This window comes from Polaromonas sp. UC242_47 (assembly GCF_044452385.1).
GTDB lineage: Bacteria > Pseudomonadota > Gammaproteobacteria > Burkholderiales > Burkholderiaceae_C > Polaromonas.
Genome location: NZ_JBIOAO010000001.1, coordinates 2,567,577 through 2,590,437, shown reverse-complemented (window position 1 = coordinate 2,590,437; position 22,861 = coordinate 2,567,577). Strand labels below are relative to the sequence as shown.

Genomic DNA, 22,861 nt, shown 5'->3' with positions numbered 1-22,861 from the left:
AGTTCTTCTATCGATTTGCAGTGTTGGCCGTGATTTTTTCTGGTTGTTCTCGTGTCGCGTGAACCTCAGCCCTCCGAGAGCACCGTCACAGGGCATGATTTTTCCACTGATGATTACTGTGGCACCACTTATGCCGCGAAACTGCTGGGGCTGTCGGTGGCCACGGTCCAGTCCTTGGTCGAAAAGGGTGAAATTGAGGCCTGGAAAACGTTGGGCGGCCACCGCCGGCTGTCCCTGCGTGCCATCAACAGCTACCTGCAAAAACACAGCCCCCAACTGGCCTATGCCGACCCGAATCCCAGGCATCGGCTGAGCGTGATGATCGTGGAGGATGATGAGGCGGCGCTCGAACTCTACAAGGACCATTTCGAACAGTGGGACATGACAGTGGATTGCATCTTCATGACCTCCGCCTTGGAAGCCTTGATGGATATCGCCAGCTTGCGGCCGGACTTGTTGATCACGGATCTGAACATGCCGGGGGTCGACGGTATGCAGATGCTGCGTACGGTGAAACGCAACCCGCAACTGGCGGCCATGCAAATCCTGGTGATCAGTGGTTTGTCCGAGTCGGCCATCAAGGAAAAGGGCGGCTTGCCGCCCAATTCACACTATCACGCAAAACCTATCAACTTCGACTGGCTGCATGGTTTTATCACCGCGCTTCTTGGTGCCAATCGAAAGTGGCGCTGAGGCCGCAGTGCTTTTTCCGAGAGTTGGTGGTGCGTTCTGGCTGATACGGCATCCGGAGGTGGACGCGTTGACGTCGCAAAGCCAGGCCTGCGCTGAATCGGCTGGCTTCGGATGCGTTCATGGGCGCGTTGCTTTGAATTGGGAGAGGAGGAGGGGGATTTCAAGCCTCCTCGTCAAATGAGGCGGGGATTTTCTCTTTAAAGTGCAGAGAAAAGCAGGCTGTCAGCGGTGTAAGTCTGTGTCCTCACAACCTGGCCTTGAAGCTGAATGCCTGAAAATAAATATCTTGTGCGAGCGCCCCTGCTTGATCCTAAGCAGCAGGTCATTGGTTACCGGCTGGCGTGGCAAAAAAATCAAAAAAACGACGAATCACCTGGCGAGGCGGGCTTGTGCCAACTTCTTGCTTTTGTAGCTGAACGTGTCAAAGATGCCCAGCTGGGTGTGGTGTTTCTGGATGTGAGTCTTGCGACGCTGCCTGCGGAGACGTTGTCCGCCATGCCACCCAAAACGACTGTTCTGATCTTGACTCAGAGCGATTTGACGAATCCCGACAATAAGGCTGTGATTGCTGCATTGCGCGCGCAAGGTTTTGGGTTGGCCTTGTGCAATGCTGATCTTGCCTCTCTGACATCCAGCGAGCCGCCGCAGCCTCCCTTCACACATCTGGTTGTTTCCATGGCGGATCCGGATCGGACCGCAATCTCCAGGTTTGCCTTGCACAGAGATCCCCCTGTTCCTGTACTCATTGATGAGTTGCCGGATTGGAGGGAGTTTGATGCTTGTGCGTCTCTGGGCTTGAGTGGGTTTTTTGGCAATCTTTGCCTGGTGCCGCGGCAATTGACGACATCGGGGGAGTTGGGGCCGCAAGGGGTGCTGATTTTGCAACTGATGCAAATGGTTCAGAAAAATGCCGATGTCCACCATCTGGAAAAAATCCTGAAGCGTGATGCAACACTTTCCTACCAGTTGTTTCGCTATATCAATTCGGCCAGTTTTGGTCTCGAGGTCGAAATTCAGTCGCTGCGCCATGCGGTGACCATGCTGGGTTACAGGCCTCTGTTTCGTTGGCTGTCGCTGTTGTTGGCCACCACCAGTGCTGGCGGATTTTCGCCGGCCTTGCTGCAGGCCGCTATTGTTCGCGGACGATTTGCAGAGCTGCTGGGGCAAGGTCTGCTCTCCAAGGAGGAGGCCGAAAATTTGTTTTTTGTCGGAATGTTCTCGCTTCTGGATCAGTTGCTGGGCGTTCCCTTGCAGAAGGTTCTGGGGCAGATCGTGCTGCCGGAATCCGTGGTGCAAGCCTTGCTGACGCGCGAAGGCGTCTACGGTCCGTTTCTGGCGCTGGTGGAGGCGTGCGAGCGCGAAGACGGTTGTGCTAAGAGTTTCTCCGACGCCTTGTTCATGACCGCCACGCGTGTGAACCAGGCACATGTGTCAGCGCTTGCATGGGCGCAGAGTCTCAAAATCTAGTGATCGTTTTTTGGTTGCACTAAGCGATGCGTTTTCGGATCGCGATTTCGATGGCCTGGGCGCTGTGTATCGCTGGATAGCTCATCCCGAAAAGAGGGGGCTTTTTTGATTGTTTTTCAATGTATGGCATTTGGCTTGAGCTGTGTACATTGAAGCGTGTGTCAGTGCTTGATACATGAGGCGCTCACTTGGCGCACGACGACACGAAAGCGTATGAATATAAACCAGCAAGTGGCGGCGACCTCACCCGTCGGCCCCGATTTCCTTCTCACCGATCAGGATTTCTCGAGAATATGCACCTTGATCCATGAGCGTGCAGGGATTGCGCTGGGCGCACAAAAGCGTCAGATGGTTTATAGCCGCCTGGCGCGACGATTGCGGGAGCTCAGGCTCAAGGAATTTTCCACCTATCTGGGTTTTCTGGAGTCGGACCCGAACGGTGATGAATGGCAGTTGTTTACCAATGCATTAACCACCAATCTGACAGCTTTTTTCCGTGAAGCTCACCATTTCCCCGTGCTTGCAGAACACGTTCAGAAGTGCCCTCAACCGGTCACCGTCTGGTGCTCCGCGGCTTCGACGGGGGAAGAGCCCTATTCGATTGCCATGACCCTGATTGAAGCGCTGGGAAGCCGTGCCAGCACGGCCAGTGTGGTGGCCACCGACATCGACACGCAGGTGTTGGCCAAAGGCGAGGCCGGGATTTTCACGATGGAGCAGGTGAGCAAGTTGTCGACGGAGCGTCTCAAGCGCTTCTTCCTGAAGGGCTCAGGGGCGCTGGCTGGCAAAGTGCGCATTCGCCCGGAAGTGGCAGCGATGGTGAAATTCGAGCAGCTCAATCTGCTGGCGCCTCGATGGGCGCTCAAGGAGAGTTTTGATGCCATTTTTTGCCGCAATGTGATGATTTATTTCGACAAGCCGACGCAGGGGAAAATCCTGCAACGCTTTGCGCCGTTGATGAAGCCGCATGGTTTGTTGTTTGCAGGGCATTCGGAAAACTTTTCCTTCGCCAGTCAAACCTTCAAGTTGCGGGGGCAGACGGTTTACGAACTGGCGCCCGGCCGGGCCATGGCGCAAGCATGATTGCCTCGGACGGCGAATCGGTTGCCAAACACCACTATTTTGACCGCGAGTTTGGCATCTCAGCGGTGAAGTTGCTGCCCGGTGAATACTATGTCACCTCCAAGGACATGGTGCTGACGACCGTGTTGGGGTCCTGTGTTTCGGCTTGTGTGCGCGACAAAACGGCAGGCATAGGCGGCATGAATCATTTCATGCTGCCTGAGGATGCAGACCCGGCATCACGGGATACATCGGCCGCCATGCGGTATGGCGCTTATGCCATGGAGATGTTGCTCAACGAATTATTCAGAGGCGGCGCCCGGCGAGAGCGGCTGGAAGCCAAGGTTTTTGGTGGCGGCGCGGTGCTGGCCAACATGACCTTGCTCAACGTCGGTGAACGCAACGCGGATTTCGTACTGCGTTATCTGGAGATGGAGCAGGTCCGGGTCGCAGCCCAGGATCTGCGGGGTAGCCTGCCCAGGCGTATCAATTATTTTCCCGAAACCGGCCGGGTGACGGTCAGAAAGCTCAAGCAGCAGGATGATGCCTTGCTGGTCCAGCATGATGAGCAGGCCTTGGCGCAGGCCTTGCTGAAGAAAAAAAGCGGCAATAAAGTGGAAATTTTCGACACGGGCTTTCATCAGGCCCTTGCCAATAAGGGTGCCTGGTCCGTATGAGTACAAAAAAAATAACAGTTTTATGTGTCGATGATTCGGCACTGATACGTAGTTTGATGACCGAAATCATCAACAGTCAGCCCGACATGACGGTGGTGGCGACGGCTTCAGACCCCTTGGTTGCGCGCGATCTGGTGAAGCAGCATAACCCTGACGTGATGACGCTGGATGTCGAAATGCCGCGTATGGATGGGCTGGAGTTTCTCGAGAAACTCATGCGCCTGCGGCCCATGCCAGTCCTGATGGTATCGTCCCTGACCGAACGGGGGTCCGAGGCAGCGCTTCGTGCGCTGGAACTGGGGGCCATCGATTTCGTCACCAAACCGCGGCTCGGCATACGTGATGGCTTGCTTTCCTACACGGACCTGATTGCCGGCAAGATTCGTATTGCGGCCGCTGCGCGCCTGCTGCCGACAAAACGTCCCGCCCAGGGGGGTGGGGCGGCCGCGGTCGTGGATGCCCCCATGCTTCGCAGTCCTTTGCTGAGTACGGAAAAACTCATCATTATTGGTGCGTCCACCGGGGGAACCGAGGCCATTCGCGAGGTGTTGCAGCCACTGCCGCCGGACAGTCCCGGGATATTGATTGCGCAGCACATGCCCGCTGGCTTTACGCATTCCTTTGCGCAGCGCCTCAATGGTTTGTGCCGCATCGCTGTGTCCGAAGCCGTGCATGGCGAGCGTATCTTGCCAGGCCATGCCTACATTGCGCCAGGCGGTTTTCACCTTTCGCTGACGCGCAGCGGCGCCAACTACGTTGCGCACGTGGATCAGGAAGCGCCCGTCAACCGGCACCGCCCCTCCATCGACGTTTTATTCGATTCCGCGGCAAAACATGCGGGGAAAAATGCCATTGGCGTGATCTTGACTGGCATGGGGCGTGATGGCGCGGAAGGCTTGTTGCGCATGCGCCAGGCGGGGGGCCCACACCGTGGCTCAGGACGAAGCCAGTTGTGTGGTGTTTGGCATGCCGCGTGAGGCGATTGCCCTTGGTGCTGCGACCGAAGTCGCTTCATTGCCGGAAATCAGTCAGCGCGTGATGACACACCTGAGATCGTTTGGCGAGCGGGCCAATCGTGTTTAGCGACCGTGTGAGTGAAGCAATGTCTGGAATGCATCTCTTATCAGCTTGTGTAATTAGTGAAATTTTGGAGTGAACGTGATAGACAAAAACATCAAAATTCTGGTGGTGGATGATTTCCCGACCATGCGCCGGATTGTCCGCAATCTGCTCAAGGAGCTGGAGTTCGTCAATGTGGACGAAGCCGAGGATGGTGCTGCCGGCCTGGAGAAGCTGAAGGGTGGCAACTACGGCTTTGTGGTGTCGGACTGGAACATGCCCAACATGGACGGTCTGGCCATGTTGCAGGCTATTCGCGCTGATCCCTCCATGGCCAAATTGCCTGTGTTGATGGTGACCGCGGAAGCCAAGAAAGAAAACATCATTGCGGCCGCTCAGGCGGGGGCCAATGGTTACGTGGTCAAGCCGTTTACGGCTGTGACGCTGGAAGAAAAGATTACGAAGATTTTCGAAAAAATAGCGAAAGAGGGTGCTTGATATGACCCAGGAAGCACCTTCCAATGCCGTAGCCGGTGATTCGGCTGAGCAACTGATCAACCGCATTGGCCAATTGACCCGTCAGATGCGGGAGGGCATACGCGAGTTGGGCCTGGATAAAAGCATTGCGCGGGCCGCCGAAGCGATTCCCAATGCCCGTGACCGTCTGAGCTATGTCGCCCAGATGACAGAACGTGCGGCTGAGCGGGCACTGAATGCCGTGGATGTCGCGCAGCCGATACAGGACAAGCTTGCCAAGCAGGCCAACGGACTGACCCAGCGCTGGGATGTCTGGTTTGCCAGTCCGCTGGAGCTGGACGATGCGCGTGAGCTCGTGCTGGATACACGGGCCTATTTGTCAGAAGTGCCCAAGCAGGTCAGTGCGACCAACGCCCAGTTGATGGAAATCATGATGGCGCAGGACTTTCAGGATCTGACCGGTCAGGTCATCAAGAAAATGATGGACGTGATCAAGGACATGGAGACGCAGTTGCTGCAATTGCTGATCGATAATGCGCCGATTGAAAAGCGGCAGGAGGCAAATCAGAGCCTGATGAATGGTCCACAAATCAAGCAAGGAAATCTTGATGCGGTGGATGACCAGGAGCAGGTCGACGATCTGCTGGCCAGTCTCGGTTTCTAAAAATCGATAACCCCTAATTGACCAAGGAACAGGTTTATCGGCGGCCTGTTTGGCCTATCGATTCAGGGTGCTTTCCTCAATAATCTCCGAGATCAGGTGCTATTTTTGCCCTGACTCCCCGGAGTATTGATGTCGGAAGAAAGTGATCTCGAAAAAACCGAACCGGCCTCGCCCAGGCGCCTGGAAAAGGCGCGCGAGGAAGGCCAGGTCGCACGATCACGCGAACTGGTTACCTTTGTGATGCTGACCACGGGACTTAGCGGCTTGTGGGTCATGGGCGAAATGATTGGCGGGCATTTCAGCAGTGCGCTACGTAACGGTCTGGAGTTCGAGCGGGCTTCCGCTTTCGATGCCTCGCACATGATGGTGCAAGCGGGAACGGCCGTGCTTCACGCGATGCAGGCTTTGATGCCGCTGCTCGCGATGATGCTGGTTGCCGCGTTGGTTGCGCCCATGATGCTGGGTGGTTGGCTGTTCTCAACCCAATCGCTGGCGCCCAATTTTTCCAAAATGAATCCAGTGGCCGGCATTGGCCGCATGTTTTCAGCCAATGCGCTGGCTGAACTGATCAAGACGATTGTGAAGTCGTTGCTGGTCGGCGGTATTGCCTGGTGGGTTTTGTCCGGGAATCTTACATCCATCATGGCGCTGATGAGTGAGCCCGTACATGCTGCGTTACCGCACACCCTACGGGTAGTGGTGACGAGTTGCGCCTTGATTGTGGGGTCCCTGTTGCTAGTGGTGGCGATCGACGTGCCGTACCAGCTGTGGAGTCATTTCCGGAAGCTGCGCATGTCGCGCGAGGATGTGAAGAACGAACACAAGGAAAGTGACGGCGATCCCCAAGTCAAGGCCCAGATTCGCCGCCAGCAGCAACAGATGGCCAAACGCCGCATGATGGCCGAAGTCCCCAAGGCCGACATCATCGTCACGAATCCCACCCATTTTGCAGTTGCACTCAAATACAGCGACAAGGAAATGCGTGCGCCGCGCGTGGTGGCCAAAGGCACCGATCTGGTGGCCTTGCGCATCCGCGCGCTGGCAGAAGAAAACAAGATACCGATTCTTGAGGCGCCGCCGCTGACGCGAGCCCTCTACCGCCATACCCATTTGGGTGCTGAGATACCAGTCGCCCTGTATGCGGCGGTGGCCGAAGTACTTGCCTGGGCTTACCAACTGCACCGGCTGAGTACTGAAGGAGGGACAGTGCCGCCCACACCCAAAAATCTGCCTGTGCCTGAAACACTCGATCCCTTAGGAAGCCCAGCATGACAGCGGTGAATTCATTGTTACGGCTTCCCAAGCTGATGATGGCCGGCAACAAAGGCAAAGGGCTGGTCGGCCCGATTCTGATCATCCTGATTCTCAGCATGATGGTTTTGCCTTTGCCGCCATTTTTGCTGGATTTGCTATTTACCTTCAATATCGCGCTCTCCATCATGGTGCTGCTTGTCAGCATGTACACCATGAAAGCGCTGGATTTTGCGGCCTTTCCTGCGGTGTTGTTGTTCACGACCTTGCTCCGCTTGTCACTCAATGTGGCGTCTACCCGGGTTGTGCTCATGGAGGGGCACACGGGACCGGATGCGGCAGGTAAGGTGATCGAGGCTTTTGGCCATTTTCTTGTTGGCGGAAATTTCGCCGTGGGTGTGATGGTGTTTATCATTTTGGTCGTGATCAACTTCATGGTGATTACCAAGGGCGCGGGCCGTATCGCCGAAGTGGGTGCACGGTTCACACTGGATGCGATGCCTGGTAAACAGATGGCCATCGATGCGGATCTGAATGCCGGTTTGATTGGTGAAGACGTGGCGCGCAAGCGCCGTGCCGAGGTGGCGCAGGAAGCGGACTTCTATGGTTCGATGGACGGTGCCAGCAAGTTTGTGCGTGGCGACGCAGTTGCCGGCTTGCTGATTCTGGTCATCAACATCATTGGCGGTTTGATCGTCGGTGTGGCTCAGCACGGACTGGATTTCTCTACCGCTGCCACAACTTACACGCTGCTGGCCATTGGTGATGGTCTGGTGGCGCAGATTCCTGCGCTGGTGATTTCAACAGCGGCCGGCGTGATCGTTTCCCGTGTCACCACGGACGAGGACGTGGGCGGACAACTGACGGGGCAGCTGTTTGCCAATCCACAAGTCCTGTTCCTGACAGCGGGTGTCATTGGGTTGATGGGCTTGATCCCTGGGATGCCGAACCTGGCGTTTCTTATCATTGCCGGCGGTTTGATCTGGCTTGGGCGGCGTGTGATGCAGCGCGCCACCATTGATGCAGACATGGCGGCGGCAGCGCCGCCTCCAGCGCCAGCCGCAGCAGAGCTGCAAGAAGCGACATGGGACGACGTGGCGCTTGTGGATCCGCTTGGGTTGGAGGTTGGCTACAGGCTGATCTCGCTTGTTGATAAAGCCCAGAACGGAGAGTTGCTGGGACGCATCAAGAGTATTCGCAAGAAATTTGCGCAGGACATTGGATTCCTGGTGCCCGTGGTTCATATTCGCGACAACCTCGAGATCAAGCCGAATGCCTATGTCGTCAAACTCAAGGGCGTGCAGATTGGACAGGGCGAGGCCTCGCCCGGGCAATGGATGGCCATCAACCCTGGCCAAGTCAGCGCAACACTTCCCGGCACGCCGACCAAGGACCCTGCATTCGGCCTGCCGGCCATCTGGATTGATAGCAGCTTGCGCGAACAGGCTCAAATTTTTGGCTACACGGTTGTGGATGCCAGTACGGTGGTCGCGACGCATCTGAACCACCTGATCCACGCACATTCCGCCGAGCTGCTGGGACGCCAGGAGGTTCAGCAACTACTGGATCGCATTGGTAAGGAATCGCCTCTGCTGGTTCAGGACCTGGTGCCCAAGATATTGTCCCTGACGACGGTGCAAAAAGTTTTGCAAAACCTTCTGGACGAGAGCGTGCCGATTCGGGATATGCGCACCATTCTGGATGTACTCGTCGAGCATGCGCCCACGGTAAGCGACACGACAGAGCTGACCTCCTTGATACGGCTGGCCTTGGGACGTGCCATCGTTCAGCAGATCTACCCGGGCAATGAAGAGCTTCAGGTCATTGGCCTCGATGGTTCGCTGGACCGGGTGTTGCTGCAAGCCTTGACCAACAGCAATGGGCTGGAGCCGGGCCTGGCGGACAGTCTTCTGCGTGAAGCGCAGTCGGCCATGGCCAGACAGGCTCAGCTCGGGCTAGCGCCCGTACTGGTGGTACAGCATCCGCTGCGCGTTTTGCTGGCCCGTTTCCTGAGGCGCAGCCTGCCGCAGCTCAAAGTACTGTCGCACGCCGAAATACCTGACACCCGCACGATCAAAGTCACAGCCACGATTGGAGGACGAGCTTGAATACGCACACAGAATCCGATACGGCTATTTGCACGATCGTGGCGCCTTCCAGTCGCCAGGCACTTCGCCTTTTGCGGGAAAAGCTGGGACCCGATGCCATTGTTCTGTCAAACAAGGTGATTGCCGAGGGCGTTGAAATTGTCGCGACACTGGATGAGGCTGCAGCCGATACCTGGACTGCGGCTATCCAAAGCCCGGTGCCGACCCCGCTTCCTGTTGCAAGCGAGATAGTGCCGTCGCCTCCGGTTCTGGTGCAAGCCGTCGATGAGGGGGACAGCGTTCTGCGTGAAATTCATTCCATGCGCGGGATGATTGAAGAGCAACTTGCCGGGATCCGCTGGAACGAAGCCCAGCGGCGAGACCCGTTGCGAGGGCAGTTATTGCGGACGCTGCTGGGTGCTGGCTTCAGTGCTCGCCTGGCCAAAGACCTGCTGACCAACTTGCCCACCGGCCAGAACTATGCCAGTGGTATGAGTTTCCTCAAAGCGGCCATGGCTAGCCAGATGCCCATGCTGGAAAGCGAAGACGTGTTGATGCGTGAGGGCGGCGTCTATGCCTTGATGGGGCCGACGGGCGTGGGTAAAACCACGACCACGGCCAAGTTGGCCGCGCGCTGTGTCATGCGCTTCGGGCCGGAAAAGCTGGCGTTGGTCACCACAGACAGTTATCGGATAGGAGCTTATGAGCAGCTCCGCATTTATGGGCAGATCCTGGGTGTATCCGTGCACGCTGTCAAAGATGCGGTTGATCTGGAGCTGGTGCTCTCGGATCTCAAGGACAAACATATGGTGCTGATAGACACCGTGGGAATGAGCCAGCGCGACCGCGCAGTGTCTGAACAGATATCCATGTTGTGCGGCTCCAGCCGACCGGTCAAACGTCTGTTGCTGCTTAACGCCGCCAGTCATGGCGACACGCTTAACGAAGTGGTGCAGGCCTATCGGCAAGGGGGCGCAGGAGCGGGGACAGAATTATCCGGCTGTATTTTCACCAAGGTCGACGAAGCCACGCATCCCGGCGCATTGATCGATACAGTGATCCGTCATCAATTGCCCGTGCACTACATTTCCAGTGGCCAGAAGGTCCCGGAACATCTGATGTTGGGTGATCGCCATGCGCTGATCGATTGTGTGTTTCAGGCTAAAAGCCAAAGCGCTTTGTTCGTGCCGGGAGAGGCAGACCTTTCTGAAGGCCCGGCAACGTCCGCCAAGGAGGCCAAATTGGCTGCGGCCGAGGCCGTCAGCGAGCGCCTGCGTTCGCAATGCCAGCAACTGATCCGGACCCTGGCCCATAACGCGCAAGAGTTGACATCCAATGCGGTCGCGTTGGCGACCGGCCAGATTGGTTTTGATGAGACCCGTTCGCTCTGGCGCACGCTTTCTGACGAGAGGGCCGGCAGGGAGGCGATTGAGCACAAGCTTAGACCTCAGGCTTCCTTGGATATCCAGGCAAATTGCGACAACTACATCTTGACGACAGTGGGGGAGATTCGTTCAGCACCGGATGCCCGCACTTCTGCGCTTGTTCGCGTCCTGCTGTCAGATCGTAGCGGCTTGCCGTTTTCCGCCATGCCGCAGCCAGTGGCGGCGGGTGCTTTGATGCCCGGCTTGCCGCTGCCCGGGTGGTTGCACTCGCAAAGTGCTGACAAGCCGCTGGTTCATTTGTTTGCCCAGGTTCCAGCATCCGGGGTGATACGGGCGTTGCATTCTGACGGCGTTCATTGGGTGGCGTGCGGGACTGCGGCGCTTCGTGTATATGACGCCGGATGTGATGTTTCGAAACCGCTGGCAAGGCTGATGCCATCCCTGTCCTTCGGAGCTCCGGAGCCCATCTTCTATCGAAAGGCGGCGGCATTGCTTTCGGTGGCTGAAGCGTGGGTCAGTTTGGAGGCTGATCAAACAGTCGCCGCACTGCCTTTGCGATGCGTGGTGAAGCGGATTGTTGATGCCGGTACCGGAAAGTTGTTGGTCACCGGCTATGTGCTCGCCAGCCCTGACATCAAGGCGACGGCGTTACAGATCGCGCAATGGCCAGCGTGGCGAACCATGGCCGAAGCGTATTTCAAACTCCTGACTCAAAGCGTCTTGCAATTCGGGGAGGGGAGTGCGCTTGGCGACGTGTCCATGTCCAAGCGCTTGCTGATTGGTGGCCAGGCTTCAACCACGGTGTTTCGCCTGCAGCATGCAAAAGGGGCGTGGGCGGAGACGGCGCGCAAGGTATTGGCACAACTGGCCGGACGATCCGTACGTGCTGGTCGTGCCGTGCCAGGTCCGGCATTGTTTGAGGGGCTGGGAAAACTCTTCGTCTTGCTGGATGCGCTGGAGACCGACGACGCAGTAACAGCTCAGTCCGACCTGGCCCCGGCCCAAAGCTAGGGAACCGAAAATGCGGAAAGTGGTGAGCGATCAGGCGGACGGCCTGCGACGGCTGATGGCCAGTAGCCCCGGAAGGCTGGTGGCCTTGGTGGGAAGTGAGACCGCCGTGGGGATGGAGCGTGTTAGCGCAAATCTGAAAGCCGCGCTCGTGCAGCAAGGGCACGATGTACTTTTGCTGGATGAGCACAAGGGACTGAATCCGCCAAACTTGCAGCGCGATGCGCGGCTGGTGCTGATCAATGCGGCGCTTGATGGCGATGGTGCACTTTCCGCTGTGGCGGCCAAGGCCGACGACATTTTGGTGGTTTTGCAGGCCAATGCGGCGTCAATCATGCAGGCCTATGCCTGCATCAAGAGGTTGCATTATGCCCATGCATTGCAGCGGGTTCGCATACTGGTCAACCAGGTCACCGATGCGGGCGAGGCGCAACGCATACTGAGCAATCTGGCACATACCGGCAGCCGCTACCTTGCGGTGGCGCTGGAGCCGGCAGGCTGGGTGAGAGCAGACCCGCTGATGCTTCAGGCGCAGCGATTGAATCTGACCGTCGTAGAAGCTTTTCAAAGCAGCCCGGCCGCCAGCGATTTTCGACAAATAGCCTTTGATTTACTGCAATGGCCCTACCTTCCTGTGGACGGTAGAGATCCTTCGCGGCGGCCCAGCGCGGTTGCTGGCCAAGAAGCCCATTCCGCGTTGGGTATGCACTGATGCATGCTGACATGGACTGAACGCCCGATCGTTAAGAAAGCAGGAGATATCCTCAATGTACACATCACAGGGACAGATCGACCATTCCGGGGCGTCCGATTTGCTGGCGCAATATGCGCCGCTGGTGCGTCGCCTGGGTCTGCAGCTGATTGCAAAGCTCCCCGCCAGTGTCGATCTGGATGATCTGATTCAGGCTGGCATGCTGGGCCTGCTGGATGCGGCCAAACGTTATCAGGATGACCAGGGTGCCAAGTTTGAAACTTATGCGAGTCAGCGCATTCGAGGTGCGATGCTGGATGAGTTGCGCGCCAACGACTGGGTGTCGCGTGGTTTGCGACAGTCTTCCCGCAGTGTTGCGGCAGCCGTTCAAGTTCAGGAGCAAAAGTTGGGGCGTGCGCCCACCGAAGGGGAGATCGCGGGTGAACTCCAGTTGCCGCTGGAGGCCTATCAGCATCTGCTTCAGGAAATTCATGGCTGTCAGCTCGTGTATTACGAAGATTTTGATCGCAATGACCAGGAAAACAGTTTTCTGGATCAGCAAGCCAGAGGTGATGGGGGGGCACGCGGCGACGTTACAGATCCGCTCAATCAATTGCTTGAAAGTGGTTTGCGGCACCGCCTGATCGAAGCGATTGACGCCATTCCGGAGCGTGAACGTTTGCTTCTCAGTCTGTATTACGAGCAGGAGCTGAATCTGCGGGAGATTGGCGCTGTGATGGAGGTTAGTCAGTCACGTGTTTGCCAGTTGCACAGCCAGGTGATCAGTCGCCTGCGTGGCATCCTGGCTGAGGCGCTTTGAGCTCCATGCCCCGGCATGGTTTTGCCGGGGTTCGTGTAGAAACAAGGGCTTGCCCAAAGGTTCCAGGCGGAGATGTCAGCCTGTGGCGACGGAACGCGGTCGCCTGATAACGATCTGATCGTGATGGAGCAACACATGGGCCACCCACCCCAGGATGGGCCGCAGTTGCTCTAGAGTCTCACCCTTGGGCGAGAGTGTTGCCGTTGCTGGCTCCCATGTGGTGCGTCCCTGTTGGCCCATACAGGGACTGTCCGCCTGCGTGCAAAAAGTTGATGGCTTGTCGGGTGAAGTCCAGGTGCGTGTGAATCATCACGCCATTGCGGTAGTTGTGTTCGCGGGCCAGTGCTGCACGCTCCTTCAGCTGCTGCCAGGCGTTTTGTAGCGACTCTCCGCCGGCCGCCGCAGCAGCATCGCTTCCGCTGCGATCCGTTGTAAAACCGAGGCGAAGTTGTTCAGTTTCGCGTTGACGACTAAGAAGTGCAATTTGATCGGCGAGTTGTGCCTTGCGCTCGGTCAGCGCCGGCAAGCTGGAGAAATCGCCATGTGTCATGGCGTTTGCCTCCTGGTCCAGCAATTCCAGGAATTCACCGACGGCGACACACTCCCGAGTCAGATGATTGAGAAGGAGTCGACTCACGGTTTTCCTTTGTTCAAGAGTTCATGCACGGTTGCCAGCAAGCCATCGGCAATTTTGGTGGTATTGACCTGATAACGGCCTGCACTGATGCTTGCGCGAATCTCGGCTACGCGGGCAGCGTCGAAGTCGCCATTGGTCGACGGCAATAAAGGGGTAGGCGAGGTCAGCCGGGCTTGGCTGGCGACGGAGGCCGCTTTTGACGCCTCCGCGGCAATGCCTCCTTTTGCTGACGGCAGGGCGGCTGTGCCTGCAGCAGTTTTCAAAAATGTGACGTTTTGATCGATTTTCATGAGGTTTCCTGGGGGGGTATGACCTTTATAACGGCCATCCAGCGGGGAACTTTAGAGTGCGCCAAATAAATCTCCTGGTAAATCAGTTGGATCGTTCAACGACGCCGTCAGGGCGGAGAATGCCACTGAGTACCTGGCCCCCTTGCATTTTGACCTGAACCAGCACGCCGACTGCCGCATCTGTCATGGCTTTGCCTTCGGTACTCACGACAAAGCCGGCCCCTTGTGTGACCACCTTGATGTTTTGCCCTTGCCGAACGATCGATGCGCCCCGCAGCAATTCGCGCCGTATCGGCGATCCGGACGCAATCCGGTTCGATGCGATGACGCCGCTCAGTTGGGCTGGATCAAGGACCACGCCGCCCGGCAGCGTGGTGAGATCGCCTTCGCGCGCCTCGGCGTCAGCGGGCGTCAGTGTCTGGCCGGCGTCAATATGGCGTGCGGCTGCGTAATATGTTCCCACTACTTTGATCTGGGCCGGAACATAACGAGTCCAGGGCTGGCTTGTGTTGCATCGCACCCCGACTGAAATGCGTCCCCACAGGCGTGCGCCTGGTGGCAGAAAGGGTTCAAGTACGTCGCAGCTTGGCAAAGCCCCGGATCGGGGTGTATCAATGGCGATGCTCACCTTGCCGGGCAGCCCCGCTGTTTGTTGCAGCAAAAACTGCTCAATGATCGGATGGGCGCTGCCGGACAGTGGTGCGGGGGTTGCGCTGTGTACGGGTTGGGTCAGGGCTGCTGCTGTCGCCAGCTGCATGAGCAGGGTCATTGCGATCCGCCGATGTGGGCGCTGCGTGTTGGCTTCTTCATGAATCCCTTTGGAACGTAAGGTGGCTCGGAAGAGCCCCTCATCGGTGTGCGGTGATGTCGGTTGTCGGTGTAAATATTTTATGACTTGCGTGCCCGCATCAATGGTTGAACTGCGTTGCAATCCAGACCCTCTTTGTCAGATTAAACCCCTGAGGAAAAAGGCCCGATTTTCCGTTGTGATGGCATCAGGAAGAATTGAATTGGAGCTTGAAAAGCTACTTGTTCGGATGATTGCTCGAAAGTCGGCTGCCTACAATTATTTTCACTTAAAGACGTCTGGGCGGCCGGACGGGTGAGTGACTTCAATAGTGGGAATGACATGATCGACAAGCTGGATTCAGCCCTGCGCTTCCATCAGGAAGCCCTCAATTTGCGCGCACGGCGACAGGAAGTTTTGTCGGGCAATATTGCCCACGCGGACACGCCTAATTTCAAGGCGCGTGACTTCGAATTCAGCAGCAGTCTGGCACAGGCGGTGGAGCGCGGCAGGCAATCGCAATCCATGTCACTGGCCACGACCTCGTCCCGGCATCTGCCGGGTGAAGCGCGTGCGACCGGTGAGGCTGAGTTGATGTACCGAACACCCAATCAGTCGAGCATCGATGGCAACACGGTGGAGATGGATGTGGAACGCGTCAATTTTGCTGACAACGCCATGCGTTATGAGGCGAACCTGACGATTCTGGGTTCAAAAATCAAGTCGCTGCTGTCGGCAGTTCAGTAGTCATCGCTCGGAGCTAATACATGCCGTATTCCAATAATTCCCTGGGCATCTTTGAAATTGCGGGTTCCGCCATGACGGCGCAATCCCAGCGTATGAATACCACGGCCAGCAATCTGGCCAACGCAGACAGCGTCGCGGGTCCGGATGGCCAACCCTATCGGGCACGACAGGTGGTTTTTGAAATGGTTCCTTCCGGTGGGCAGGATATTGGCGGCGTCCGGGTGGCGCGGGTGGTTGAAGATCCGTCCCCGCTGCGCATGGTGCACGACCCCAAAAATCCGAACGCCAATGCAGAGGGTTATGTGGCCATGCCCAACGTCAACGTGGTCGAGGAAATGGTCAACATGATCTCGGCTTCGCGTTCCTACCAGGCCAATGTCGAAGTGCTGAATACGGCCAAAACGATGATGCTGAAAACGCTGTCGATTGGGCAGTAAGCCGTCGACCTACTAATTACCGGAGATTTTTTATGGCAGTAAATGGCGTGAGCTCGACGAATGACACCAGTGCGCTGGGGGCGCTGGCCTCTGGGGGAACCTCTGGTGCCGAGAGCGAGCAGCGGTTTCTGAAGCTGCTGGTCACCCAGCTCAACAACCAGGATCCCCTTAATCCCCTTGATAACGCTCAATTGACCTCGCAACTGGCGCAGATGAGCACGGTCAGTGGCATTGAAAAACTCAATAGCGCGTTTCAGTCACTGCTGGCCCAAAGCGGGACCAATCAGGTCTTGCAGTCGGCTGCCTTGGTGGGGCGTACGGTGCTTGTGCCAGGAAAAGACTTGACGCTCGATCAGGGTAAAGAGGTGTCTTTTGCGGTTGAAACGGCGTACCCCGCCGAATCTGTGAAGGTCACGATCACCAATGCGGCGGGCGAGACGGTTCGTACTTTCGACATGGGTGGTCTGTCCACGGGTCTCAAGACCATGTCCTGGGATGGGCTCAAGGACGACGGTTCACCAGCTGGCGATGGGGCTTACACCGTCAGTGTGAAAGCCATGAATGGCGATGTGGCCGTGCAGTCACGTGCGCTCACTTATGACGCTGTTGTCAGCGTGGCGCAGGGCGCCAACGGGGTGGTGCTCGATCTCGGCAAGGACCGTCGAGCCGGCCTCGGTGATGTTCGGCTGATTCTCTGAGTCTGACCCAGAAGCGGCAGCCTCTCTAAACATTAATTTCAAAAAGAAGGAAATACCATGGGTTTCGCACAAGGGGTAAGCGGTCTGAACGCTTCCGCAGCCAATCTCGATGTCATCGGTAACAACATTGCCAACTCGGGAACCGTGGGCTTCAAGTCCGGTAGTGTGCTGTTTTCCGACGTTTACGCGGGTTCACGGGTGGGTCTGGGGACCCAGGTGGCCGGCGTTTCTCGAAAACTTCACCTCAGGCGCCGTGCAGACCAGCAGCCGTGGTCTGGATGTGGCGATTGTCAATGGCGATGGTTTTTTCCGCTTGGCCAGCCCGGGCGGTGAGGTCGCGTATTCGCGCAATGGTCAGTTCGACAAGGACAAAGATGGCTATATCGTCAACGCGGCAGGCATGCGCTTGACAGGCTACGCCGTGGCCGCGAACGGTTCTATCGCAGGCGGCAGTCCCAGCGCCCTGCAATTGCCGACAGGGGCTATGGCGCCAAATGCAACGCAGAACATCTCTGCCCAGTTCAATATTGACTCGCGTAGCACCGTGCCTGTGAAGACACCGTTTGATCCCAACGACTCGGCCACCTACAACTATGCCAATGCGGTGACGGTGTATGACTCGTTGGGTAACTCCCATGAGGTGTCCACTTTTTTTGTGAAGACCGGGCCTAACGCGTGGCAGGTTTATGCGACCGCTGACGGCAAACCGCTGGATGCTACTGGGGCAATCGATGCGACGGTTCCGCCCGTTGCTGGTGCGCTCACAAGCGGTAAGCTTGCTTTCGATGGTAATGGCAATCTGGATACTGCTGCATCGACTCTGGTTGGCGGCAAGATCGGTTTCGCGGCTCTAAATTTTGGCAATGGCTCCAATCCCTTGAATTTTAAAGTTGATGTGACTGGCACCACCCAGTTCGGCAATGTTAATGACGTCAAGAAATTGACCCAGGACGGCTTCACCTCCGGCACCCTGGTGGCATTTGCGATCAACGAGGACGGCACGATTACCGGCAAGTATTCCAACGAGCAAGCCAAGACCCTCGGGCAGGTCGTTCTGTCCTCATTTGTCAATCCAAACGGACTCAAGCCCGTAGGCGACAACCTCTGGTCCGAGACCGCTTCGTCGGGTCAGCCATTGACGGGAACACCCGGTGCCGGCACCAAGATGGGCGCGCTAGCCTCAGGCGCATTGGAGGCCTCCAACGTGGACCTGACCTCCGAGTTGGTCAATCTGATCATTGCGCAACGCACCTATCAGGCCAATGCACAGACGGTCAAGACCCAGGACCAGGTCATGCAGACCCTGGTGAACATGCGCTGATGCTGGCTTGACCCGCTGAAATGGCGGGTCGTTACAGCAAGGAAATGTAGGAAACCAAGGGAGAACTATGGACCGGATGATCTATGTCGGCATGACAGGTGCCAAGCAGGCGATGGAGCAGCAGGCCGCAGTGGCTAACAACATGGCCAACGTGTCCACGCCAGGCTTTCGTGCGCAGATCAACAACTTTTCGTGCCGTGCCCGTTGTGGGCGAGGAAGCGGCTACGCGCGCCATGGTGGTCGCGACCACACCGGGAGCAGATTTGCGTGCGGGTCCCCTGACGCAAACCGGCCGTTCGTTGGATGTGGCGGTGCGTGGGGACGGCTGGCTCACAGTGCAGATGCCGGATGGCAGCGAGGCTTATACCCGCGTCGGCAACTTGCAGGTCGGCGCCGATGGTCAGCTGCGGACCATGGATTCGCGTCCCGTGGTTGGCGAGGCCGGTCCGCTGGTGGTGCCGCCAGGATCATCTCTGGTCATTGCCGATGACGGCGTGATCACGGCGATTGGCGCGGGAGATCCGGTGGTTGGTGCTGCAGAGGTGGGCCGCCTGAAGTTGGTCAACCCGCCAGCCGCGGATCTGGTGCGTGGCGATGATGGCCTCTTCCGCATGCAGGCTGGCGCAGCCGCGCCGCAAGCCGATCCCGCGATGCGGGTGTTGACCGGTGCGCTGGAGGGCAGCAATGTCAATCCTGTGGAGGCCATGGTTGACATGATCGCCAATGCGCGACGTTTTGAAATGCAGATGAAAACCCTGCAGACGGCTGAGGCCAATGACCAGCAGGCGAACAAACTGCTGTCCAACAGCTAGTTCACGCAGCTTTGATCTTATCTATTTGACATGAAAACGGCTTAGGCCAATTCGCAGGACTACCCCAATGATTCGTTCCCTTTCCATTGCTAAAACCGGTCTTGATGCGCAGCAGACCCAGCTCGACGTGGTTGCCAATAACCTGGCCAACGTGGGTACCACGGGTTTCAAGCGTAGCCGTGCGGTATTTGAAGATTTGATGTACCAGAACATGCGGCAAAGTGGTGGCCAGAGCTCGGATCAAACCCGATTGCCTTCGGGCCTGCAACTGGGTACCGGTGTGCGCATTGTTGCCACCGAGCGTATCCATACCCAGGGCAACCCGACCAAAACCGAAAATGCCAAAGACGTGGCCATCAATGGCGACGGTTTTTTCCAGATCCTGATGCCGGACGGATCCACCGCCTACACCCGTGACGGTTCGTTCCAGTCGGACGCGAATGGCCAACTGGTCACCGCGAGTGGCTTCCCCGTCCAGCCCGCCATCACAGTGCCGCAAAACGCCACCAGCTTGTCCATCGGTCGTGATGGCACGGTGTCGGTCGTCCAGGCTGGCGGTACCGCCAGCGTGCAGATTGGGCAGATTCAGCTGGCGACGTTTTTGAACGCCACCGGTTTGCAAAGCAAGGGTGAAAACCTGTATGTCGAAACCGATGCCTCTGGTGGCGCCAACCAGACTGCGCCCGGCCAAAATGGCGCCGGCATTTTGGCCCAGGGTTACGTCGAGTCATCGAACGTCAACGTGGTTGAAGAACTGGTCAACATGATTCAGACGCAGCGTGCGTATGAGATCAACAGCAAGGCGGTTCAGACCTCTGACCAGATGCTCGCCCGCCTGGCGCAGTTGTGAGCAAAAAAATGCTGGCTGCTGACCGTTTCAAGGGATGGGCCTTGGTGGCTGCTTTGCTGCTGGGCGGTTGTGCGCAAATTCCGCGCGAGCCCTTGGTTCACCAGCCCATGACGGCCCGAAACGACACCTCCGTGCGGTCGGTCGCTCCTGTCAATGGCGCTATCTATCGAACCGGCCTTGGTGCGCAAGCCTTGTTCGAAGACCGCCGACCACGTTATCTTGGCGACATTCTGACCATTCTGGTGAGCGAGAGCATCAACGCCAGCAAAAATTCGGCCGCAGATGCCAGTCGCAGCGGCAGCGCCAGTTCCGCGCTTGGTCTGGTGCCAAAGCTGATCAGCGGTTTGATCTCCAGCGACCAGGACGCCAGTGCCAGTGGCAAGAACATCATGAGCGCCAAGGGCGGTGCCAACGCCAGAAACACTTTCAATGGCGTGATCACGGTCACGGTGGTGGAAGTTCTGCCCAATGGGAATTTGCTGGTGAGCGGAGAAAAGCAGATGCTGATCAACCAGGGCACCGAGTTCATCCGCTTTTCCGGCGTGGTGAATCCACGCACCGTCAGCGCGCAGAACACCGTGCCTTCGACCCAGGTGGCCGATGCCCGTATCGAATACAGCGCCAAGGGTTACATCGACGAAGCGCAGACCATGGGATGGCTGCAGCGTTTCTTCCTCAACGTGTTGCCATTCTGACCATGCAAGACAAATTATTTTCACTCCAGCATGCCCGCGGGAAAGCGCTGAGCGGCGTCAAGCTTGGCTTGAAGTTGCTGCTGCTTCTTGCAAGCCTGATGGCGCAGCCTTCGCAGGCGGAACGCTTGAAAGATCTCGCCAGCATTCAGGGTGTGCGCGACAACCCCTTGATTGGTTATGGCTTGATGGTTGGCCTGGATGGCAGTGGCGACCAGACCATGCAGACGCCGTTCACCACGCAAAGCTTGAGCAATATGCTGGGACAGCTCGGAATTACTGTGCCGCCCGGTACTAATATGCAGCTGAAAAATGTGGCAGCCGTGATGGTGACCGCTACCTTGCCGCCGTTTGCACGGCCTGGGCAAAACATAGACGTCACCGTGTCGTCCATGGGCAACGCCAAGAGTCTGCGAGGTGGCACCTTGCTCATGACGCCCCTGAAGGGCGCCGATGGCCAGGTTTATGCCTTGGCGCAAGGCAACATGGTCGTTGGTGGCGCTGGCGCTTCGGCCAATGGCAGCCAGGTCAAGATCAACCAGCTCAGTTCCGGCCGTATTCCTGCCGGAGCCATCGTGGAGCGTGCGGTGGAGTCGTCTTTGGGAGCGGATGGCACCTTGATGCTTGAGCTCAATACCACTGATTTCGGAACGGCTCAGAAGGCGGTGGAGGCCATCAATCGCAGCTTTGGCCCTGGTACAGCGAGCGCATTGGACGCCCGGGTGATTCAGGTCATGGCACCGGTCCGCCCAGAAGAACGGGTTGGTTTTTTGGCCCGTATTGAGAATATTGACGTCTCTCCCGCGCAGGCCATGGCCAAAGTGGTGATCAATGCGCGTACCGGTTCGGTGGTGATGAATCAGGCGGTTCGAATCCAGGACTGTGCCGTGGCGCACGGCAATTTGTCGGTCGTGATCAACACCGAGCCCGTGATCAGCCAGCCCAACCCACTCTCTGGTGGACGGACGGTCGCGACGCAGCGATCGCAGATTGAACTCAACCAAGGTGGTGGCGCACTGCAGGTCGTGCGTGGGGGAGCCTCCCTGGCGGATGTGATCAAGGGCCTGAATACTCTGGGCGCCAATCCGCAGGATCTTCTGTCCATCCTGCAAGCCATGAAGGCGGCCGGCGCCCTGCGTGCCGAGCTCGAGATTATTTAAGGTTGTTTGTGAGTAATTCCGCGTCCTCCAGCCTCAGCGCCATGCAACCCGCAAACGGTGGCGTTCTGGACCAGCGTTTGTCGCTGGATGTACAAGGCGTTGATGCTTTGCGCCGCACGGTCCGCACGTCACCCGATGAGGGCATGAAGCAGGCTTCGAAACAGTTTGAAGTGATGTTCATGCAAATGGTGTTGAAAAGCATGCGCGAAGCGACACCTTCCGACGGGCTGCTCGGCAGCCAGCAGGAAAAAATGTACACCTCCATGCTGGATCAGCAGCTGTCTCAGAATCTTTCCGGACGGGGTCTTGGCCTGGCTGAAGCCATGTATGCACAGCTGAGTCGCAACATGCGCGGTGATACCGCAGAGCAGCTACCATCGACCAAGGGGTATCCGCTTGAACGCCCCTCCGAAAAATCACAAGGCCTTCCCGGCACCCCGGGTTTGAAGCTTCTACCAGAAGTGACGTCGCCACAGACGCGTGCACCCGATCTTTCCTTCTACGAAGCGGCGACCGGACAAGCCACGCTAAGCCGGAGTGCCTTGCCGCAAGCCCATGTTGAGCAATTTGTCTCGCGCATGTTGCCCGCCGCTCAGCGAGCCAGCGAAGCCAGCGGTGTTCCTGCCCAACTGATCATGGCTCAAGCGGCCCTGGAGTCAGGCTGGGGCCGGCGTGAAATACGCGCAGGAGACGGCGGCACCAGTTACAACCTGTTTGGCATCAAGGCGGACAGGAGCTGGAAAGGGCCGGTCGTTGAAACCACGACAACTGAATATGTCAACGGTGTCGCTCAAAAGAGCCAGGCGGCGTTTCGTGCCTATGGCTCTTACGACGAGGCATTTTCCGATTACGCCAAATTTCTGGTGACCAATCCGCGTTATGCCAACGTGCTGGCCACGCAGGATCCTGCCGAAGCTGCGCATGGCCTGCAGCGCGCCGGTTATGCGACAGATCCGCAATACGCCGGAAAACTGGTTCGCATCATGAAGCAAATGACGTAAATCTTTTTCGGCGTCGTTGATGACATCACATACGCACCAGCGCAGGGCTTGAGTGGCCACTGGTGCCTCCAACAACTATTGTCCAAAG

General features: G+C 57.5%; 21 protein-coding genes and 3 pseudogenes. 21 read left to right on the top strand and 3 right to left on the bottom strand.

The genetic code is table 11. The features are described from left to right. Positions 1-51: 51 nt before the first annotated feature. From ACHMXK_RS12590 to ACHMXK_RS12535, 12 genes and pseudogenes are all read left to right on the top strand, one after another. Entirely contained in the window at positions 52-693 is a 642-nt protein-coding gene (locus ACHMXK_RS12590) for a response regulator (RefSeq protein WP_397440805.1), read from the top strand. A 267-nt stretch (positions 694-960) separates the two neighbouring features. Beyond that, positions 961-2,160, top strand: a complete 1,200-nt coding sequence (locus ACHMXK_RS12585; protein ID WP_397440803.1) for an EAL and HDOD domain-containing protein — start codon at positions 961-963, stop codon at positions 2,158-2,160. A gap of 213 nt (positions 2,161-2,373) precedes the next feature. Continuing rightward, positions 2,374-3,243: a CheR family methyltransferase gene (locus ACHMXK_RS12580; protein WP_397440801.1), complete on the top strand. Its 870-nt coding sequence runs from the start codon at positions 2,374-2,376 to the stop codon at positions 3,241-3,243. Further along, positions 3,240-3,899, top strand: a complete 660-nt coding sequence (cheD, locus tag ACHMXK_RS12575; protein ID WP_397440799.1) for a chemoreceptor glutamine deamidase CheD — start codon at positions 3,240-3,242, stop codon at positions 3,897-3,899. Before ACHMXK_RS12580 ends, cheD begins: the two co-directional genes overlap by 4 nt. After that, a pseudogene (locus ACHMXK_RS12570) lies at positions 3,896-4,982 on the top strand (chemotaxis response regulator protein-glutamate methylesterase). Before cheD ends, ACHMXK_RS12570 begins: the two are co-directional and overlap by 4 nt. A 78-nt stretch (positions 4,983-5,060) precedes the next feature. After that, entirely contained in the window at positions 5,061-5,456 is a 396-nt protein-coding gene (gene cheY / locus ACHMXK_RS12565; protein WP_397442515.1) for a chemotaxis response regulator CheY, read from the top strand. Between the two features lies 1 nt (position 5,457). Continuing rightward, the gene (cheZ, locus tag ACHMXK_RS12560) at positions 5,458-6,099 is read left to right on the top strand and encodes a protein phosphatase CheZ (RefSeq protein WP_397440797.1); all 642 of its coding nucleotides are present in this window, start codon (positions 5,458-5,460) and stop codon (positions 6,097-6,099) included. Positions 6,100-6,228: 129 nt separating this feature from the next. After that, the gene (gene flhB, locus ACHMXK_RS12555) at positions 6,229-7,371 is read left to right on the top strand and encodes a flagellar biosynthesis protein FlhB (protein WP_397440795.1); all 1,143 of its coding nucleotides are present in this window, start codon (positions 6,229-6,231) and stop codon (positions 7,369-7,371) included. Then, positions 7,368-9,458 carry a flagellar biosynthesis protein FlhA gene (gene flhA / locus ACHMXK_RS12550; protein WP_397440793.1) on the top strand — a complete coding sequence of 697 codons (2,091 nt, stop codon included), beginning with the start codon at positions 7,368-7,370 and terminating at the stop codon, positions 9,456-9,458. The genes flhB and flhA overlap by 4 nt, the downstream gene beginning before the upstream one ends. After that, complete coding sequence (gene flhF, locus ACHMXK_RS12545) at positions 9,455-11,833, top strand: flagellar biosynthesis protein FlhF (RefSeq protein ID WP_397440791.1); 2,379 nt, start codon at positions 9,455-9,457, stop codon at positions 11,831-11,833. The genes flhA and flhF overlap by 4 nt, the downstream gene beginning before the upstream one ends. 10 nt (positions 11,834-11,843) lie before the next feature. Continuing rightward, positions 11,844-12,542, top strand: coding sequence for a MinD/ParA family protein (locus tag ACHMXK_RS12540; RefSeq protein WP_397440789.1), 699 nt, complete (start codon positions 11,844-11,846; stop codon positions 12,540-12,542). 55 nt (positions 12,543-12,597) lie between these two features. Further along, positions 12,598-13,341: an RNA polymerase sigma factor FliA gene (locus ACHMXK_RS12535; protein WP_397440787.1), complete on the top strand. Its 744-nt coding sequence runs from the start codon at positions 12,598-12,600 to the stop codon at positions 13,339-13,341. 178 nt (positions 13,342-13,519) lie between these two features. On the opposite strand, the gene ACHMXK_RS12530 is transcribed toward ACHMXK_RS12535, so the two are convergent. The 3 genes from ACHMXK_RS12530 to flgA all read right to left on the bottom strand — a co-directional run bounded on the left by ACHMXK_RS12530 (position 13,520) and on the right by flgA (position 15,199). After that, complete coding sequence (locus ACHMXK_RS12530; protein WP_397440785.1) at positions 13,520-13,978, bottom strand: flagella synthesis protein FlgN; 459 nt, start codon at positions 13,976-13,978, stop codon at positions 13,520-13,522. Next, on the bottom strand, positions 13,975-14,268 hold the full coding sequence (gene flgM, locus ACHMXK_RS12525; protein ID WP_397440783.1) for a flagellar biosynthesis anti-sigma factor FlgM: 294 nt from the start codon (positions 14,266-14,268) through the stop codon (positions 13,975-13,977). The genes ACHMXK_RS12530 and flgM overlap by 4 nt, the downstream gene beginning before the upstream one ends. A gap of 82 nt (positions 14,269-14,350) precedes the next feature. Further along, positions 14,351-15,199: a flagellar basal body P-ring formation chaperone FlgA gene (flgA, locus tag ACHMXK_RS12520; protein ID WP_397440781.1), complete on the bottom strand. Its 849-nt coding sequence runs from the start codon at positions 15,197-15,199 to the stop codon at positions 14,351-14,353. 198 nt (positions 15,200-15,397) lie between these two features. Between flgA and flgB the strand changes: the two genes are divergently transcribed. The 9 genes and pseudogenes from flgB to flgJ all read left to right on the top strand — a co-directional run bounded on the left by flgB (position 15,398) and on the right by flgJ (position 22,773). After that, positions 15,398-15,802 carry a flagellar basal body rod protein FlgB gene (gene flgB, locus ACHMXK_RS12515; protein ID WP_397440779.1) on the top strand — a complete coding sequence of 135 codons (405 nt, stop codon included), beginning with the start codon at positions 15,398-15,400 and terminating at the stop codon, positions 15,800-15,802. Positions 15,803-15,822: 20 nt separating this feature from the next. Further along, positions 15,823-16,239, top strand: coding sequence for a flagellar basal body rod protein FlgC (flgC, locus tag ACHMXK_RS12510; protein WP_397440777.1), 417 nt, complete (start codon positions 15,823-15,825; stop codon positions 16,237-16,239). A 32-nt stretch (positions 16,240-16,271) separates the two neighbouring features. After that, the gene (locus ACHMXK_RS12505) at positions 16,272-16,937 is read left to right on the top strand and encodes a flagellar hook assembly protein FlgD (RefSeq protein ID WP_397440775.1); all 666 of its coding nucleotides are present in this window, start codon (positions 16,272-16,274) and stop codon (positions 16,935-16,937) included. A 57-nt stretch (positions 16,938-16,994) separates the two neighbouring features. Continuing rightward, positions 16,995-18,258, top strand: a pseudogene (flgE, locus tag ACHMXK_RS12500) (flagellar hook protein FlgE). A gap of 67 nt (positions 18,259-18,325) precedes the next feature. Beyond that, positions 18,326-19,070, top strand: a pseudogene (flgF, locus tag ACHMXK_RS12495) (flagellar basal-body rod protein FlgF). 67 nt (positions 19,071-19,137) lie between these two features. Beyond that, on the top strand, positions 19,138-19,920 hold the full coding sequence (gene flgG / locus ACHMXK_RS12490) for a flagellar basal-body rod protein FlgG (RefSeq protein WP_397440773.1): 783 nt from the start codon (positions 19,138-19,140) through the stop codon (positions 19,918-19,920). 8 nt (positions 19,921-19,928) lie between these two features. Further along, positions 19,929-20,615, top strand: a complete 687-nt coding sequence (locus ACHMXK_RS12485; protein ID WP_397442514.1) for a flagellar basal body L-ring protein FlgH — start codon at positions 19,929-19,931, stop codon at positions 20,613-20,615. After that, positions 20,576-21,772: a flagellar basal body P-ring protein FlgI gene (locus ACHMXK_RS12480; protein WP_397440771.1), complete on the top strand. Its 1,197-nt coding sequence runs from the start codon at positions 20,576-20,578 to the stop codon at positions 21,770-21,772. The genes ACHMXK_RS12485 and ACHMXK_RS12480 overlap by 40 nt, the downstream gene beginning before the upstream one ends. Before the next feature lie 41 nt (positions 21,773-21,813). Beyond that, positions 21,814-22,773, top strand: a complete 960-nt coding sequence (gene flgJ / locus ACHMXK_RS12475) for a flagellar assembly peptidoglycan hydrolase FlgJ (RefSeq protein ID WP_397440769.1) — start codon at positions 21,814-21,816, stop codon at positions 22,771-22,773. Positions 22,774-22,861 lie beyond the last annotated feature (88 nt).